Genomic DNA, 16,814 nt, shown 5'->3' on the forward strand with positions numbered 1-16,814 from the left:
AATCTTTAAACTTTAGTCGTTAAGGTCAATCTATGAGTCAGTCAAACGTTAATCACGCTACTCAGTCTACATCGCTCCATCTTCATACTCAGACTGACGGGGCTGACAAGACTTTGACTACACATGACTTAGCGACCAAAACGTTGATTATCTTTGATTGGGATGGCACGCTGATGGACTCAATCGGTTTAATCGTCGAGTCTATGCACGTGGCTGGCGAGGCGCACGGTTTTCATACTACTGATCAAGCGGTAAAAGATATTATCGGTCTGAGTCTGCTTACAGGGATCGAAATTTTATATCCTGAAGCAACGGATGTGCAAAAACTGGCCATCCAGCAAAGCTATGCTGATTATTACATTCCTAACAGCCACCGTACGCCGTTCTTTAGCCCTATAGAAAATATGTTGCAAACCTTGCAACAACAAGGCAAACAGTTGGCCGTAGCAACCGGTAAAAAACGTCGGGGCCTTGATCGAGTATTAGAGGCATCTGGCAGTCACGATTATTTTGAGATCACGCGCTGCGCGGATGAGTCTGGTTCTAAACCTGATCCGCAGATGCTTACCGATATCTTAAATTATACACAACAGCAAATATCCGATGCCGTATTTATCGGTGACAGTATTTATGATATTCAAATGGCAAATAAGCTAGGCATGACCAGCATTGCGGTCAATTATGGCACGGCAGCTAGTAATGAGCTCGCCGCGCAGCAGCCAACTTATCAAGTGGATACCCCGCAAGTTTTGGCTGAGCTGTTATGTGAATAGTTCGTTATGCAGATAGGGTAAAACATCACAAGTAAAATACAATAACAAAAAAAAGGGATTTATCGTTAATAGCGATAAATCCCTTTTTTGTTTATTACCAGTTAGGTTTATTTTGCGTCTTTCGGCTCATCTTCTGTTTGAGCAATACCGTCTTGTTCAGTGAGAGCTTGTTCATCGAAAGATGTTTTATCAAATTTCTCATCGTCAAGTTTGTACTCGTACCAATTTCCCATCACTCCCGCTAATTCATCAAGGCCTTCTTTCCTAAGCGCTGAAAACAGCTGAATAGTACAGTCTAACCCTAATTTTTTCAGGGCTTGGCGGGTATTAAGTAGGGCGTTTTTAGAAGCGCCATATTTGAGCTTGTCTGCTTTAGTCAGCAAAATATGGACAGGTAATTCGCCTGCTTTTGCCCAAAACAGCATTTGCTCATCGAAAAACTTTAGGGGATGACGAATATCGGTCATCAACACCAAACCTGCTAGGCTTGAGCGTGATACTAGATATTCCTCTAGCTCCACTTGCCATTCTTTTTTCATCTCAAGCGGCACGGCAGCGTAACCATAGCCCGGCAAATCAACCAACCGCCTATCGGTATCGCCAATGTTAAAAAAGTTAATCATCTGCGTGCGACCGGGCGTTTTAGAAGAACGAGCCAATTGCCGCTGATTGGTCAGCGCATTAATGGCTGAGGATTTACCGGCGTTTGAGCGACCTGCAAAGGCCACTTCTAGCCCTGCATCAGGGGGACAAAGACGAAAAGTAGGCGCTGAGGTCATAAACTCAGTTTGCTGTATGCGCTGACGGGCTTTGGTATTGAAAGCCGCATGCTCGGCGGCAACATCTTTAAACGGGGTACTCATAAATGACTCGTTAACATTCAAAAATTAAAAATAAAGTGGGATACAGTAGTCAAAGGTTTTAGATATAGTCAGAACTTAATAAAACGGGTACACACATAGTTTAGTATAACTGGCAGAAATTTTTCTAGCTTGCTGTGTGACTGCGTCACTCCAGAGGCTGCGAAAATTTCTACCAGTTATTCTGTACATATTTTAAAGCGGCTTAACTATAGTTAGGTATTAAAGCATAGCTTTTAGTGGATATAGTATGAGAGACTGTTATTCGTATACAACTAGTTGTATGTAGTAACAAAAACGGTCGTTTTGAGTTACTGATCTTTATATACTATTACCCAACTGATCTACTGAAATACCTGCTACAAGCATCATATTGGTGACAGCATAACACTAAAATGTGTAGGCGCTTAGCAAAAGTTATCGGCATAATTAGCACCATTTACTAAAGTTAAACCTGATTTATCTATATTAAGTCGACATATATTGTTACAATATTTACTTGAACAGTCGGTTAAACGGATTAAAAGAGGTGTCTCATGTATGAAATCACCACGCTTTTCTCTAAAATAAGTCGTACTTTAGTTAGAGGTATCACTGCGCTTGCCATTAGTACTGTAATGATAAGCACTGCTGCCGCTGATATTCCGACCACCTATAATAACTCATGTGCTGCCTGTCACGATAGTGGCGCGCTAGGTGCCATCAAAAAAGGCGATAGCACCGGATGGCAACAGATTATAAAACAAAAAGGTATGCCAGCATTAGTCAAATCTGTTAAAGGCGGTATGATTCAAATGCCAGCGGGCGGGCTATGTGACAATTGTAGCGATGATGATTATCGCAAACTGATTGATTATATGAGCAAATAATGGCTCAAGTGGACAATATAAAGCGCAGGTTTAACCACCTTTATGCGCTTTTTGCTTTTTTAATCTGTACGCTGCTGCAGTGTAGATAGAAAAACCGCTAGATGCTACGATTAAGTAGGCAAATACTATAAAGTCTTGCTATAATAATTGAAAATAAACCCTGATATTATTAAGTGCTTTCGGGCTGTTTGTGATAAAGACCTCAAGATGTATGGGTTACCTTGCTAAATAATAGATTGGCGCAGGGCTTGTACCAAATGTCTTATTAGTATAATTACTCTAAGTGGCTATGATTATTATAAGTTACTATTACTCTGAGTTACTATTACTTTAAGTTACAATCACTCTAAACTATACTTACATCGAGTTAGTAGGATTTGTATCAATGAAAAAGTTAATCGCTGCCGCCAGCTTATGCGTTGCAAGTTTCAGCGTACAAGCTGCTATCACTGTTCCTGAATATGACATTAGTGCCGGTAAACAAATCGCAGAAACGCAATGTGCCGCCTGTCACGGTGTTGATGGAGTGAGCGTTGTTCCTACCCAGCCCAATCTGGGCGGTCAAAACATTAAGTATTTATATAAACAACTGGTCAACTTTAAGGCAGGCTACCGAAAAAACGGTATTATGCAGTCGCAAGTGGCTAACTTGTCACAGCAAGACTTAGCCAATGTGGCAGGTTATTATTCTAGCCAAGCACCTTGGGGTGTTGGTTTTGGTAATCCTGCAACCACGCAAGAAGCCTCTAAGATATTCTTAGGTGGTGACAAGTCACGCGATGTGATTGGTTGCGCAGGCTGTCATGGTCCAGATGCGGCGGGTAACGCTTGGGCTGCATTTCCGCGATTAGGCGGTCAGCATGCTCAATATATTGCTACTCAGTTGAAACTGTTCCGTGCTGCTGGCCGTAACGATGACATCGATAGTGAAGATCAGAAAAGGGTCAATGACGCCGGCAAAGAAGGCGAAATGGGTATGATGCAAACAGTAGCTTCTAGGCTATCAGATCGCGACATACGTATTTTATCCGATTATGTGAGCGCTATTCATTAATTGATAATTATCTAGTAATTACTAAATTAACTATGGTCTAAAAGCTTTTGATTTTAGAGCAAGTATTATTTAGTCATTAAACCCCGATTTCGGGGTTTTTTTATAGCTGTATCTCCTTATAGTATAGATAGGTATATGAGTTTTAGCCGATAGGTCTGCTATGAATCGCTATTACTATCTTCTGCCACTTCTATTATTTACATTATTCATTTTTGGTTGTTTGGATTGAAATTATGATGATCCGCTATGCTTCGTATTTTGTCGCTGCACTACTGCCATTATTGCTATTTAGGTGGTTTGCACCTGCCTCAATTGGTGAAATTGATTTTTGGTTACTCTGGCTATTAGCTATGGTTTTGGTGTCGTTACCAGTCGTTTATGCTGAGATAGCATTGGCCTATCGTAGTGTGGATGCGCCTATGGCAGGAATGCAAAAGCTAACACGTGAGGCCGATGCCAGTCCATTATGGCGCAGTTTTGGTTGGTTGGCTGCGCTAGTAGCGATTGTTATTGCCGCGCTAGTGATATCAGGCGCCAGTAGCGGAATACTAGCTGCTTTGACTGAGCTTAATAGTGCTCCTACCGTGCCAAGCTTTGCCGTTGCGGGTGGCTTGATGGTCATTGTTTTATTGTTAAGCTTGCTGGGTATTGCGCCGTTGCCGATTGGCTTAGGGTTGATGCTCTTAGGGTTGGTACTGGGGGTCGCAAACGGTCTGCCAGACATTAACTTTGCCGTGACTAATATCAGCTTGAGTGAATGGGCGCGTGCGGTCGCCTTAGCTCTAGTCAGTGTTGGCGCGGGTACGGGGCTGTATTGGTTTGGTCAGAATTTGGTGACCAAGCAGACAACAACAGCGGTAGAAGAGGACCACTATAATACCTCGAAATCTCGTGCACCAAAGGGACCTAGTGTCTATCGGGCTACTAAACTGGTGTTACCCATTTGGCTATTACAATTGGTTATTGGCGTTATTGCCTTATTCATTAGTGGTTTGAGTCTGCCCCCGATTGGCCAGTTACTATATTGGGTTGGGGTATTATTTGTCGCCAGCTATTTGTTACATTATAGCACCCAGCAGTTAGCGCATAAATTTGGTTTAGTGGTCAGCTTGTTGATGACTTTAGCGATAGGTTTGGTATTGGTGATAGCGATACCAACTACTTGGCTGGTTGGGCTTTTGGTAGTTGTCAGCAGCATAGCGGTATTGTTATTATCTGTCTTTGCTGGCTGGCGGATGAAAATCAGCCATTTGCGTAAGTCTTTAAACTTCGGCAATGAAGCGTTCTATAATTTATGGCGGATAGCGATTCGTTTGATTGTACCAATAGCGCTAATCTTGGCATTGATAGGTTGGATAATTCAGTGGTTAAGCTAATGTCTAGTAGTACTGATAACGATGCTGATACTAATAATAATACTGATATTAACGGCCTCATTGAGCCGCAATTTCAGCAATCAAATTTGATAACAGTATATTTAGCTTATGCTGAGGATGCGCAGCGCCAACATTATCTGACCCTACAAGTTAGTAAGGGCGCGACATTATATGAGACGTTGGCGCAAGCGGGTTGGTTGGAACAATTTGCAGAGTTAGCAATATGGTGTGAGCAAGTAGCAAACATTATTACGCCCGCTGCTAAGCTGTGGCATGTAGGCATCTATGCGCAGAAGCAGCCACTCAGCTATCAGTTGCAGCCTTTTGATCGTATTGAGGTTTATCGTAGCTTAAACGCTGATCCGATGTCTCAGCGCAAAAGCAAAGTATCCGCTAAACAGTAAAATTGGTAATCAGTATTTAAGCTTACTTTATCTGAAGAGCCATAGTTTTTGCAACTATGAAGCAGGTAGAGACTCAAGGCCTTCTATGCGAGTGACCACCCCATTAGCATCAAAGTAAACGATTAAATGTTGGCTGGCGTTTTTGACATCGGCGATACCTTTACGTTGACCTTCTGTCCCTGCTTGGTAATCGTAGATATAATCCCAACGATTAGGCTCAAGGGTATCTCTAATCGCAGGGCTACCCAAGATATAAAGTACTTGGTTTTGGTTCATGCCTACTTTTAGCTTTTGCGCTTGTGTTTGAGTAATGGGCGTACCTTGTGGCAAATCAATCTTATAAACACTAAGCAATGAGCAGCCAGACATGGCAACAGTTGCGCTAAGCATACCAGTAATAACAAGCTTGCGTAATGCGCTTGAACGGCTCAGCGGACGAAGATTAAGCGGACGAAGATTAAGCGGACGAAGATTAAGCGGACGAAAAGTTAACGGCTTTATCATGATAAGATGACTCATAAAAAATGGGTTGGGCGCGGCTAAGTGCATTTGATGCTAGGCTTACCGGCAATCACCGATAAATGATACGTCATTTACTTGCAATTGCCTACCACTTACGACATTATTTACTAAATCCTACTTAATGTACTCGGCCGTTTATAGTTTAAATTCATAGACTTGCGGTAGGATTTATAGAGAAGGATACGCTAACAAAGGGCTTAGGATAAGCCGGTTGGACCTCATTTTAATTCCTAATCGCCAGTAAATGACAACCATCAACGATTATTTATCTTATATTTTTTAAGTTTTTATTTGCTAAGACTTTAACAGTCAGAAGGGATATTATGGCTTCTTTTACCAATCAAGATTTACGTAAAGCGGGATTAAAAGTAACGTTGCCGCGCATCAAAATTTTAGAATTGCTTGAGAGTGCAGAACTGCATCATATGAGTGCAGAAGAAGTTTATAAAGCGCTGATCGCACAAGGTGAGGATGTGGGCTTAGCGACTGTCTATCGAGTGCTGACGCAGTTTGAGCAAGCGGGTATTGTCGAACGCCATAACTTTGAAAATAATCTATCAGTATTTGAGATTACCCAAGATGAACATCACGATCATCTGGTTTGTGACATTTGTGGCAAGATTATCGAGTTTCATAATGAGACTATCGAAGAACAGCAGGTTAAAGTGGCAAACGAGCATGGCTTTAAACTTTCAGGACATTCATTGGTTCTCTATGGTATTTGTAATAACCAAGAATGCCAAGACAGTGCGAGATAGTTAGTTTAGATTTATAAATCTGTAGGTTTTTAAAAACGCAGGTTTATAAAAGCTTAGCATGAACAACAGACAAAAAACGGCTCTCACATGGGGCCGTTTTTTTATTGTACCAATAATATCCATTTATGAGTAAGACTCAGCTATGGGTAAGACTTAGCTACGATTAAGGCTTACCCATGAACAATACCTAGGTGATATCTAAGGATAACTTATCGGCACCTTCATTTAAGTTATGAGTGTTATTTTTACTGCTAAGTTTGATTTTTAAGCGTAAATCGTTAGGAGAGTCAGCATGCTTAATCGCCTCTTGATAAGTGATTTCGCCGTTTTCGTATAAATCAAACAGCGCCTGATCAAAGGTTTGCATACCGCTATCACGTGAGCGGGTCATAACTTCTTTAAGTTCATGAACCTCGCCTTTGCGGATGTAGTCACTGATCAGCTGTGAGTTTAGTAAAATCTCAATAGCAGCGCGGCGCCCTTTGCCGTCAGGGGTTGGAATAAGCTGCTGTGCGATAATCGCCTGTAGGTTAAGCGATAAATCCATAAACAACTGATTGTGTCGTTCGGTCTCAAAAAAGTGAATGATACGGTCGATAGCCTGGTTGGCATTGTTGGCGTGTAAGGTTGCAAACACTAAATGTCCTGTTTCTGCATATTGAATGGCGTAGCTCATCACCTCACGATTACGAATCTCACCGATTAAGATGACATCCGGTGCTTGGCGCAAAGTATTTTTTAAACCGGCTTCAAAGGATAAAGTATCAATACCTACTTCACGCTGGGTAATAATACAGCCACGGTGTTGATGTACAAACTCAATAGGGTCTTCTATAGTGATGATATGGCCATGAGAATTCTGATTGCGGTGTCCTATCATTGAAGCAAGCGTGGTGGACTTACCGGTACCTGTTGCGCCGACTAATAAAATAATACCGCGTTTTTTCATTGCCAGTTCTTTCAATTCCGGTGGCAGCCGTAGCTCCTCAACAGTAGGTATTTTATTTTCAATTTTCCGTAAAATCATCCCAGCCATATCTCGCTGCATAAAAGCACTGACTCGAAATCGGGCGTTTTTTGCTTCATCGGTGATAGCAAATTGGCACTCGTTGGTCTCGTCGAACTCTTGTTGCTGAGTTTCTGACATGACACTTTTAACCAAATTCATGGTTTGCTCAGCATTGAGGGGTGTTTTACCGACCGCCAAAATCTGTCCATTTATTTTCATGGAAGGTGCCACATCAGCGGTAATGAATAAATCAGAACCGTTTTTATTGATCATTAACTGTAGCAGTTTATCAAAGTCCATACCGTACCTGTCTTCAGAATAAATGGAGTAAAAATGATCTCAAATAACTTTTTAACAGTAACAGTTATTCAAGCTAATTATCAAAAACTGAAATCAATAAAGAGTAAGATTAGTAAAGAGTAAGATCAGCGAGCATAAAACTCGTTAAAAAGTTAATAGTTATGCACTATTGATATTATAAAAATGCTTCTGGCTGCTTGGCATAAGGACGGGCAACGTCTTTACTAATCGTGCCTTTGGCCACTAAGTTCTTAAGCGTTTGATCAAGCGTAATCATGCCATCGCCTGCACCGGTTTGGATAGAGGAATACATTTGCGCGATTTTGTTTTCACGTATCAAGTTACGAATAGCGGGGGTGCCCAGCATTATCTCATGAGCGGCGATACGGCCGCCTGTTTGACGAGGTAAGAGCGTTTGTGAAATAACGGCTTGTAGCGATTCCGATAACATCGCGCGAATCATATCTTTTTCAGCCGCAGGGAACACGTCAATCACCCGGTCAATGGTTTTAGCCGCTGAGCTGGTGTGCAAGGTACCAAAAACCAAGTGACCGGTCTCAGCTGCTGTCAATGCCAGACGAATGGTCTCAAGGTCACGTAGCTCCCCAACCAAGATAATGTCTGGATCCTCTCGCAAAGCGGAACGTAGGGCCGCATCAAAACCTAAGGTATCGCGGTGCACCTCACGTTGGTTAATCAAGCTTTTTTTGGATTCGTGAACAAATTCAATCGGATCTTCAATCGTTAATATATGCTCTTTACGGGTCTCATTAATATAGTCAATCATTGCCGCCAGCGTGGTTGATTTTCCCGAGCCAGTAGGACCTGTCACTAGCACCACGCCACGCTTAAAGTCTGAGACCCGTTTAAACACGTCGCCCATGCCTAAGTCTTCCATCGTTAGAACTTTAGAAGGAATGGTACGAAATACTGCGCCAGCACCGCGATTTTGATTAAAAGCATTTACCCGAAAGCGTGCTAAATTAGGGATTTCAAAAGAAAAATCAGTCTCAAAAAACTCTTCGAAGTCGGCGCGTTGCCTATCATTCATAATGTCATAAATCAATTGATGCACGACTTTATGGGTCATCGTTGGCATATTGATACGTGTCATCTCGCCATCGACCCGAATCATCGCCGGCATCCCTGCTGAAATGTGTAAATCTGATGCCTTATGCTTGACAGTGAAGCGCAGCAAATCTTCGATACTTAAAGTGCTTTTTTCAGCCATAATCGGACATTCCTATCAATTAATAAGGGTAAAATAAAAGAACCACAGAAGAGAGTTGTAATATGATTATAAGATCTCAGCGTATGATCTTATATTGAGTTGCTTTTATTACCCGCGCTATTGTATTTAGCCGCATACGTTAAATCATGTAACAATATCATAACAAGACTGTTGGCATTTAACCATCTGCTACGCCAATAAAATGCAAAAATAGCAGCTTACGAGTTTGTTTTATCGAACTTTATTCAACACTAAGCTCCTCTAATAAAAATGGCCCAACAATATTCAAACAACAGTCGAATAACAATCAAACGTCTTATCTATGTGAGCCCTTTATGAATGCTACTTCTAATCATCACGATACTAATAGCTCCGCCACCAATACTTCAACTAACATTAAAGAGACTAAGAGTGATTTTGATGCAGCTCTTGATATGCACGGTTTTGACAAACATAGCCTAATTGATAGTTGGCAACAAGTTTGTCAGCAAGTCGACGAAGCATGCGCGCAAGCAAAGAGTACGGCCACTGATAGCGTAACTGCGGTGACATTACTTGCCGTCTCTAAAACCAAGCCTGCCGAAATGATAGCCACTCTAGCCCGTCAAGGACAGCGTCACTTTGGCGAAAACTATTTGCAAGAAGCTATTGAAAAAATGGCGACTCTAAAAGATCAGCCTGAATGTGAAGAGATAGTTTGGCACTATATTGGTAGTATTCAGCGTAATAAAACCCGCGATATCGCTGAGCATTTTGACTGGGTACAAACACTTGAGCGCGACATCATTGCCAAACGGTTAAACGATCAACGTCCAGATGATATGCCGCCGCTTAATGTACTGATTCAACTCAATATCGATGATGAGGACAGTAAGTCAGGTTGCCTCCCTGAGCAGTTGCCAGATCTGATAGCAGCTATTAAAGGATATGAGCGCTTGCAGCTACGGGGTCTGATGATTATCCCTGCTAAAGCCGATAATAATAGTTTTACTCGAACCAAAAAGCTATTTGAAGAAGTGAAAAACACCCATTTAGAACTGAGTGGGTGGGATACGCTGAGTATGGGTATGAGTGCCGACATGGCAGATGCTGTTACCAACGGCTCTACTATGGTGCGGGTTGGTACAGCAATATTTGGCGCGCGTGCTTAGTAATATTCAGCTGATAAAAGAGAGTGTATCTTTTGGTTACTACTAAATAACCTCTTCAAACTTAGTGACTAGCAGCTGAGTAATTTTAAGGTGATCTGTGGCAATAATTTCAAATCGAAAATTGGCATATTCGATTGTATCGGTTTTTTTAGGAATTTTACGCAGCATATACATCATAAAGCCGCTAATAGTTTCGTAGTTTTGACTATTCGGCAGATTAACGATTCCCAATGAGCGAATCACATCTTCAATCGGTGTCATACCGTCGATTAGCCACGAGTTATCGGTACGTTGGACAATAGGCTGCTCCTCCAGCGTTACCAGTTCACCCATGACGATACTCATCACGTCCTTTAGAGTAATTACCCCGACGACCAGCGCATATTCGTTAACGATGACCGCAAAGTCAGCGCCCGTAGACTTAAACATCTCTAATACTTCAAATAGCGATAAGGTATTAGGAATAAATAACGCCGGTTTTAATAGCGCCTTATCCGTTAAGGAAACCTCTTGTTGCTCCAGCACTAAGGCCAAAAAACTACGCGACTCCACATAGCCAGTAATATGCTCTAAATCATCATCATGACAGACCAAAAACTTATTATGTGGCTGCTCAATCATTACCTTGACCACTTGCTCAGTGCTAGCCTGAGTATCAAAGTAAACAATATGCTCGCGCGGATTCATTACAGAAGTTACCGTACGCTCTTGCATCTCAAAAATATTTTCAATCAAATGATGCTCTTGATGCTTAATGACGCCCGCTTCAGCACCAGCGTCCATGACCGCGTAAATATCTTCTGAAGTCATATCGTCGTTGCGTACGGTTGAGATGCCTATTAGCTTAAATATAAAGTTCGCCGCGCCATTAAATACCCAGATAATAGGCTTTAAGATAAAGATTAAAAAGATCATCGGCCGTACTAATTTTACGGCCATAATTTCAGTGTTTGACATAGCAAGGCGTCTTGGCATCAAATCAGCAAACAAGGAAAATATGCTAGTGATTAGGACAAACGACACAACAGATGCTAACGCTTCGTTATTAAACAAAAGCCCCAAATAAGGACTGATTGCTGACTCACCTATAGCACCCGCTAAGATAGCTACGGCGTTCAGAACCACTTGTACAACAGTGATAAAGCTGCCGGGATGCTCTTGCATATTCAGGACGACAAGCGCTCGTACATCACCTTCTTTTGCTAAGATTTGCAGCTTAACCTTACGAGCAGCCGCGATTGCAATCTCAGCGCCAGAAACGAAAGCACTTAGCGCAATTAATAAAAGAATAAACACACTAGCAGTTAGCAAGCTCATGAAGTACTCGAATAAAAACAGGTAGGATTAAACATAACAATAGACAGACAGAGTCTGTTAACCAGTTGGAATAAATAGGAAGGGTTTTATATATAGATAATAAAAAAGCTGGGCAAGCACCCAGCTGATTATAAAAAATGACGATTGTTTCTTGTAAAAAACTAAAGCTATCTCAGTATTAAGGTCTCAATATGACAGACATAAAACGATAAAATAATGATGAGCTTTTAACCTTTTACTGACCATTTGTTAACCAAGGGATAACGGCGTTCACGACCAAAGGCTTTGTGGCTAATCTTAGTACCAATGGGTGCCTGACTACGTTTGTATTCGCTATTATCGACCATAGTGATGATTTTGGCGATTACCTCCGCGTCAAAACCCTTATCAATAATGTCTTGATAGCCCATATCTTCATCGACATATAATTTTAGAATACCGTCTAAGACCTCATAATCTGGTAGGCTGTCTTGGTCCTTTTGATCGGGACGCAGCTCAGCTGACGGTGGACGGGTTATAACGCGCTCAGGAATGACTGGCGTGTCCTCAAGGCGGTTGCGATAGCTTGCCAAGTCATAGACTTGGGTTTTATAAACGTCTTTTAGCACATCAAAACCACCCGCCATATCACCGTATAAGGTAGAGTAGCCAACGGCTAGCTCTGACTTGTTACCAGTGGTAATGACCAAATGCCCAAACTTGTTAGACAAGGCCATTAAGATGACGCCACGCGCGCGCGCTTGGATATTTTCTTCGGTAGTGTCTGCAGGCGACTTGTTAAATAACGGCGCAAGCGTATGACGAATACCTTCAACCGCATCAAAAATAGGACAAACCGTATAAGAAACGTTTAAGCGACGGGCTTGGGCTTGCGCGTCTTCTAAGCTGATTTTTGAAGTGTATTCGTACGGCATCATTACCGCATAGACCTTGTCTGCGCCCAGTGCATCGACCGCGATACATAAGGTCAACGCCGAATCAATACCGCCAGACAAACCGATGATCACCCCGGTAAATCCTGAATTATTGACATAATCACGCAAGCCTACGACCAGTGCTTGGTACATTTCTGACTCGCGGCTCAACGATAGTGGCGCTTTGACTTGAGTATTGAACTTGAGGGTATTGACGTTCAAGCTGGCTAGCATAAGCTGATTCATAAAGCGTGGTGCTTCATGAGCGATAGTGCCATCAGCTTGTACCGCCATCGAGCCACCATCAAACACTAAGTCATCTTGACCGCCAACGGCATTGACATAAATAATCGGCAGCTTGTGCTCGCGACTGCGCTTGGCCAGCATAGTCTTGCGCGCGTCTTGTTTTTTCAATTCAAACGGCGAGGCATTTAGGCTGACAATAAGGTCGGCGCCTTGTTGCTTCAGCTCAGCAGTGAGGTTCTTTTCCCATAAATCTTCACAGATAAGTAGGCCAATGGTAATACCTTTATAGTCAAATAAAACTTGATTGCGCCCTTTATCAAAGTAACGGCGCTCATCAAAGACCCCATAGTTGGGTAAGAACTGTTTATGATAAAAGCCTTTTTGATGGCCATTGTGAAGGATGGCAGCGGAGTTAAACGTGCCATGATGGTCGACATGGGGATAGCCGACAATCATCACGATATCTTCAATATCACTTAAGGTAGATAGAGCACTTTTGATGCGACCGGATAAACTAGGGCGCAACAGTAAGTCTTGTGGGGGATAGCCTAGTAACGCCAGCTCTGGAAAGATGATAACATCAGCACCTTGCTTGCGCGCTTGTAATGCTAGCGTGCGCATTTTTTCGGCATTGGTAGTGATATCGCCGACCAAAAAGTGCGATTGAGCTAAGGCAAAAGTGACGGTATCTTGGGTCATAGTAGTCTTACTATCCTCATTCGAGGGAGTAAGGTTAGGGGTATCAGTGTCTTTTGACATTGTTATTGTTCCTATCAATATATTGTTTAAAATTTGGTGAAGCATTATTAGTTTGAAATAGCGGGTAGTTCAAAATAGCCAGTTCAAAAGTATTAACTCAAAATAAAAACAGCTCAAAATGAATCCGAAATTATCCAAAACATTACTCTTAATTTTGAATCCGAATTCCGAATTCGCGTTATGAGTTTAAAACGTGGTGCAGACGCTAATGTATCGCTCGTGGACAATGCCCACATGCCTAAGGTATTAAACCCACATGCTTAAGGTATTAGGCATAGTTTAAAAAGTAGCCATTGAAATGGTTCGGTAGCTACTGAATTTGTTCTAAAGGTTATTGTTAGAAGTAGTTCTAAAAAAATAGTCTTGAAAATATGTTAAGTACTAAAAATGTTGAAAATAGACCGCGTAAAATTGACTTAACTTCATTTTAAAAACTTAAAAAGAGTTTCTTTAGTATAACATTAATTGTTCGCCCTACGAGAACGCAGCAGTGATTTACCCTGACTGGTGTCTGCTCATAGCGTTTAGGTAAAAGGGGCTTAACGGCTGTCGTTTTTAGAGCCTAAGTTTTGGGCGTTAAAGTTAGCGTTCAGTTGGACGCCACAAAGAAAATTGTAAGTAAAAATTACAACATATCATTATTTATTTGTTATACCTTACTGCATAATAGGGAGTTATGTAAAAAGGAATGGCAGTCAGTTTAAGTCACGTAATTTTTCATGCCTTTTTATACAGAAATACTTTGTCCTTATACTTATTATTAACTACTATCGCCAATGGATGCCGCTTATGGATATGGTCCATAAGCTGATGTTCGCATATTCATAAATTTTGCAGCAAAAGCGCGCTAGGTTTTTGCTGTTCGTTGTTGGTTTATACCCTATGATTGAAAACTGGACAAAAGAATTTATTATTCAGCGCTTGCTGTCCATCACCTTATTAGTGGTGCTTTTTATACTATGTTTTCAGGTAGTACAGTTTTTTATTGTGCCGGCATTGTGGGCGGCTATATTAGCTTATGTAACCTTTCCAATTTATAATTTTTTCCATGAAAAAGTAAGGCTTAGCTCGAACTTTAGCGCGGCTATAATGACGGTCAGTATCTCTTTGATAATTGGCGTACCGTTAGTTATTGGTATATTTATCTTGCAACAAGAAGCACTAAGCATAATCAGTAACTTGATTTATCGGGTTAGAGTAGGCTATGTAGATGTGCCTGATTCTATTAAAGACCTTCCTATTCTTGGTCAGCAAGTTAAAGATATTCTGTGGAGAATCAACAAAAACCCTGAAGGCACGCTTGAAGCGTTTCGCCTTTGGGTACAGTCGCATCTGTACTATGGCAAAGTAGCGCTTGATGTGGTGTTTAGTAGTCTTGCTAAGCTTGGTATGGCGTTGATGACTCTGTTCTTCTTTTATCGCGATGGTACCAGCCTCATACGTCAAATTCGCCAAGCATTGCGCAATATTATCGGTAATCGTATTGATGGTTATATTGACTCTGTGGGTTCCACCACGCGTGCGGTGGTATATGGCATTGGTCTGACCGCGTTAGCGCAGGCAATACTTGCAGGTATCGGCTATTATTTCTCAGGGTCGCCAAGTCCGATTCTATTGACTATTTTGACCTTTGTGGTGGCGCTGATACCGTTTGGTACGCCATTTGCATGGGGTGCGGTGTCGATTTGGTTGTTAAGCCAAGGACATACCGCAGAAGGTATTGGTTTGGCTCTCTGGGGCGTGCTGGTGATAAGCTGGGTCGACAATTTAATTCGTCCTATCGTTATTAGCGGTGCTACCAAAATTCCTTTTATCATTATTTTCATCGGTGTTTTAGGCGGTTTAACTGCTTTTGGTTTTGTCGGTTTATTTATCGGCCCCGTTGTATTGGCCATTGGACTTGCGGTATGGCGCGAGTGGATATCTCAAAATAAAAATGAAATTTTCGCGCCACAAGAAATAGTTTTAAACGACAATCAGAACCCGCTGCCTGTTGATGAGCGTACTGAAAACAACTGATAGTAAAATTTCATCAATAAAGGCGCTCAACGATGCCTAACGCTATTCCCTCTCATGTTATTAATCCTGACGTTATTAACGCTAATGCTGAAACTACGCAGACCCTCACTATTGTCGCTGATAGTAACATTGCGAGCCTTGATGCGTTTTTTAATCCGCAAACGCTGGGAAAAGGGGCTGATCAGACGGTAAATGTCGTTGCTGTGGCAGGACGGGATATCAATGCGCAACTACTCGCAGACACTCAGCCCGATGTGCTATTAATACGATCTGTGACACCGATAAATGAGCGGTTATTGATAGATAATCATAGCGTGAAGTTCATCGGTTCTGCGACTATTGGTACTGACCACGTTGATGAGGCTTATTTGGCTGAGCGCAATATTACCTTTGCCAATGCCGCTGGCTGTAGCAAGCATTCGGTGGCGCAATATGTGCTGACTGCTATCTTAACTCTACGTCCGCAATATTGGCAGCAGCCAATGACCCCATTAACATTGGGCATCATTGGTCTTGGCAATATTGGTAGCACGCTGGCACACTATGCAACTGATTTGGGCTGGCAAGTGCTCGGTTATGATCCGTTATTACCTGAATCAACGTTTAACAACGCCAGCTTCGCTCAGGTACTGAGCAAAAGTGATGTGGTAAGTTTGCATGTGCCGCTAACGGATGCAGAAGGCATTAATAGCAGTAACTATCCAACACGGCATTTAATTGATACGGCTGTTCTTGAGGCGCTGCCAGTAGATACTCTACTAATTAATAGCGCGCGCGGACCCGTGATTAAGGCCGATGACCTCGAGGCGGATATAGACCGTACAGGACGGCAGGTCGTGCTTGATGTGTTTGAACATGAGCCGGAGATTACTGAGCGTTTGTTGTCGAAGCTGGCTATCGCCACAACGCATATCGCTGGCTACACCTTAGAAGGTAAGCTACGCGGCACGCAAATAATCTATGACGCGTTATGTGAAAAATTTACCGTGGTACCTGCTCAGTCCATGCATAAACTGCTACCAGTCAATATGTTCTTATGGTCTGAGCTAAGAGCGCATCCGGACAGACTTATTAAGTTTTATAACATTATGCAAGACGATGCGTTATTACGGAGCAAGGTAGCTGACGGCCAAGTTAACGGGGCCAGTTTTGACCAGCTTAGACGGGATTATCACTTGCGTCGCGAATGGCAATTTTAAATAACCTCTATAAGTTAAATAGCCTCTATATAAACAGTCCCTATAAACTTTGA

General features: G+C 42.1%; 15 protein-coding genes. 9 read left to right on the forward strand and 6 right to left on the reverse strand.

All coding sequences use genetic code 11. The features are described from left to right. The first annotated feature begins 32 nt into the window (after nt 1–32). Nucleotides 33–773, forward strand: coding sequence for an HAD-IA family hydrolase (locus tag JMX97_RS08980; protein ID WP_201557168.1), 741 nt, complete (start codon nt 33–35; stop codon nt 771–773). 107 nt (nt 774–880) lie between these two features. Here JMX97_RS08980 and yihA read toward each other — a convergent pair whose 3' ends face one another. Beyond that, on the reverse strand, nt 881–1,636 hold the full coding sequence (yihA, locus tag JMX97_RS08985; RefSeq protein WP_201557170.1) for a ribosome biogenesis GTP-binding protein YihA/YsxC: 756 nt from the start codon (nt 1,634–1,636) through the stop codon (nt 881–883). A gap of 533 nt (nt 1,637–2,169) precedes the next feature. Here yihA and JMX97_RS08990 point away from each other — a divergent pair. The 4 genes from JMX97_RS08990 to JMX97_RS09005 all read left to right on the forward strand — a co-directional run bounded on the left by JMX97_RS08990 (nt 2,170) and on the right by JMX97_RS09005 (nt 5,336). Continuing rightward, on the forward strand, nt 2,170–2,502 hold the full coding sequence (locus tag JMX97_RS08990; RefSeq protein WP_201557172.1) for a c-type cytochrome: 333 nt from the start codon (nt 2,170–2,172) through the stop codon (nt 2,500–2,502). 385 nt (nt 2,503–2,887) lie between these two features. Further along, complete coding sequence (locus JMX97_RS08995) at nt 2,888–3,556, forward strand: c-type cytochrome (protein ID WP_201557174.1); 669 nt, start codon at nt 2,888–2,890, stop codon at nt 3,554–3,556. 233 nt (nt 3,557–3,789) lie between these two features. Beyond that, complete coding sequence (locus JMX97_RS09000; protein WP_201557176.1) at nt 3,790–4,932, forward strand: hypothetical protein; 1,143 nt, start codon at nt 3,790–3,792, stop codon at nt 4,930–4,932. Continuing rightward, nucleotides 4,932–5,336, forward strand: a complete 405-nt coding sequence (locus JMX97_RS09005; RefSeq protein WP_201557178.1) for an RnfH family protein — start codon at nt 4,932–4,934, stop codon at nt 5,334–5,336. Before JMX97_RS09000 ends, JMX97_RS09005 begins: the two co-directional genes overlap by 1 nt. 54 nt (nt 5,337–5,390) lie before the next feature. Here JMX97_RS09005 and JMX97_RS09010 read toward each other — a convergent pair whose 3' ends face one another. Beyond that, the gene (locus JMX97_RS09010) at nt 5,391–5,855 is read right to left on the reverse strand and encodes an outer membrane protein assembly factor BamE (protein ID WP_413786400.1); all 465 of its coding nucleotides are present in this window, start codon (nt 5,853–5,855) and stop codon (nt 5,391–5,393) included. A 326-nt stretch (nt 5,856–6,181) separates the two neighbouring features. On the opposite strand from JMX97_RS09010, the gene fur reads away from it, so the two are divergent. Then, entirely contained in the window at nt 6,182–6,616 is a 435-nt protein-coding gene (fur, locus tag JMX97_RS09015) for a ferric iron uptake transcriptional regulator (protein WP_201557188.1), read from the forward strand. Between the two features lie 187 nt (nt 6,617–6,803). Here fur and JMX97_RS09020 read toward each other — a convergent pair whose 3' ends face one another. Continuing rightward, a complete protein-coding gene (locus tag JMX97_RS09020; RefSeq protein WP_201557190.1) occupies nt 6,804–7,925 on the reverse strand; it encodes a PilT/PilU family type 4a pilus ATPase in 1,122 nt (373 codons plus the stop codon). A 175-nt stretch (nt 7,926–8,100) separates the two neighbouring features. Next, on the reverse strand, nt 8,101–9,156 hold the full coding sequence (locus tag JMX97_RS09025) for a type IV pilus twitching motility protein PilT (protein ID WP_201557192.1): 1,056 nt from the start codon (nt 9,154–9,156) through the stop codon (nt 8,101–8,103). 434 nt (nt 9,157–9,590) lie between these two features. On the opposite strand from JMX97_RS09025, the gene JMX97_RS09030 reads away from it, so the two are divergent. Further along, nucleotides 9,591–10,307: a YggS family pyridoxal phosphate-dependent enzyme gene (locus JMX97_RS09030; protein ID WP_201557259.1), complete on the forward strand. Its 717-nt coding sequence runs from the start codon at nt 9,591–9,593 to the stop codon at nt 10,305–10,307. A gap of 42 nt (nt 10,308–10,349) precedes the next feature. Here JMX97_RS09030 and JMX97_RS09035 read toward each other — a convergent pair whose 3' ends face one another. Beyond that, the gene (locus JMX97_RS09035; RefSeq protein ID WP_201557194.1) at nt 10,350–11,624 is read right to left on the reverse strand and encodes a hemolysin family protein; all 1,275 of its coding nucleotides are present in this window, start codon (nt 11,622–11,624) and stop codon (nt 10,350–10,352) included. A gap of 227 nt (nt 11,625–11,851) precedes the next feature. Next, the gene (locus JMX97_RS09040; RefSeq protein ID WP_201557196.1) at nt 11,852–13,543 is read right to left on the reverse strand and encodes an NAD+ synthase; all 1,692 of its coding nucleotides are present in this window, start codon (nt 13,541–13,543) and stop codon (nt 11,852–11,854) included. Between the two features lie 882 nt (nt 13,544–14,425). On the opposite strand from JMX97_RS09040, the gene JMX97_RS09045 reads away from it, so the two are divergent. Next, a complete protein-coding gene (locus tag JMX97_RS09045; protein WP_201557198.1) occupies nt 14,426–15,562 on the forward strand; it encodes an AI-2E family transporter in 1,137 nt (378 codons plus the stop codon). A gap of 32 nt (nt 15,563–15,594) precedes the next feature. Next, nucleotides 15,595–16,761: a 4-phosphoerythronate dehydrogenase gene (locus JMX97_RS09050; RefSeq protein WP_201557200.1), complete on the forward strand. Its 1,167-nt coding sequence runs from the start codon at nt 15,595–15,597 to the stop codon at nt 16,759–16,761. Nucleotides 16,762–16,814: the final 53 nt, after the last annotated feature.

Source organism: Psychrobacter sp. 72-O-c (assembly GCF_904846605.1).
Lineage (GTDB): Bacteria > Pseudomonadota > Gammaproteobacteria > Pseudomonadales > Moraxellaceae > Psychrobacter.

Excerpts from the sequence above, each read along its gene's own strand:
- JMX97_RS08980 (WP_201557168.1), top strand. The coding sequence starts at position 33 with ATGAGTCAGTCAAACGTTAATCACGCTACTCAGTCTACATCGCTCCAT.
- yihA (WP_201557170.1), bottom strand. The coding sequence starts at position 1,636 with ATGAGTACCCCGTTTAAAGATGTTGCCGCCGAGCATGCGGCTTTCAAT.
- JMX97_RS08990 (WP_201557172.1), top strand. The coding sequence starts at position 2,170 with ATGTATGAAATCACCACGCTTTTCTCTAAAATAAGTCGTACTTTAGTT.
- JMX97_RS08995 (WP_201557174.1), top strand. The coding sequence starts at position 2,888 with ATGAAAAAGTTAATCGCTGCCGCCAGCTTATGCGTTGCAAGTTTCAGC.
- JMX97_RS09000 (WP_201557176.1), top strand. The coding sequence starts at position 3,790 with ATGATGATCCGCTATGCTTCGTATTTTGTCGCTGCACTACTGCCATTA.
- JMX97_RS09005 (WP_201557178.1), top strand. The coding sequence starts at position 4,932 with ATGTCTAGTAGTACTGATAACGATGCTGATACTAATAATAATACTGAT.
- JMX97_RS09010 (WP_413786400.1), bottom strand. The coding sequence starts at position 5,855 with ATGAGTCATCTTATCATGATAAAGCCGTTAACTTTTCGTCCGCTTAAT.
- fur (WP_201557188.1), top strand. The coding sequence starts at position 6,182 with ATGGCTTCTTTTACCAATCAAGATTTACGTAAAGCGGGATTAAAAGTA.
- JMX97_RS09020 (WP_201557190.1), bottom strand. The coding sequence starts at position 7,925 with ATGGACTTTGATAAACTGCTACAGTTAATGATCAATAAAAACGGTTCT.
- JMX97_RS09025 (WP_201557192.1), bottom strand. The coding sequence starts at position 9,156 with ATGGCTGAAAAAAGCACTTTAAGTATCGAAGATTTGCTGCGCTTCACT.
- JMX97_RS09030 (WP_201557259.1), top strand. The coding sequence starts at position 9,591 with ATGCACGGTTTTGACAAACATAGCCTAATTGATAGTTGGCAACAAGTT.
- JMX97_RS09035 (WP_201557194.1), bottom strand. The coding sequence starts at position 11,624 with ATGAGCTTGCTAACTGCTAGTGTGTTTATTCTTTTATTAATTGCGCTA.
- JMX97_RS09040 (WP_201557196.1), bottom strand. The coding sequence starts at position 13,543 with ATGTCAAAAGACACTGATACCCCTAACCTTACTCCCTCGAATGAGGAT.
- JMX97_RS09045 (WP_201557198.1), top strand. The coding sequence starts at position 14,426 with ATGATTGAAAACTGGACAAAAGAATTTATTATTCAGCGCTTGCTGTCC.
- JMX97_RS09050 (WP_201557200.1), top strand. The coding sequence starts at position 15,595 with ATGCCTAACGCTATTCCCTCTCATGTTATTAATCCTGACGTTATTAAC.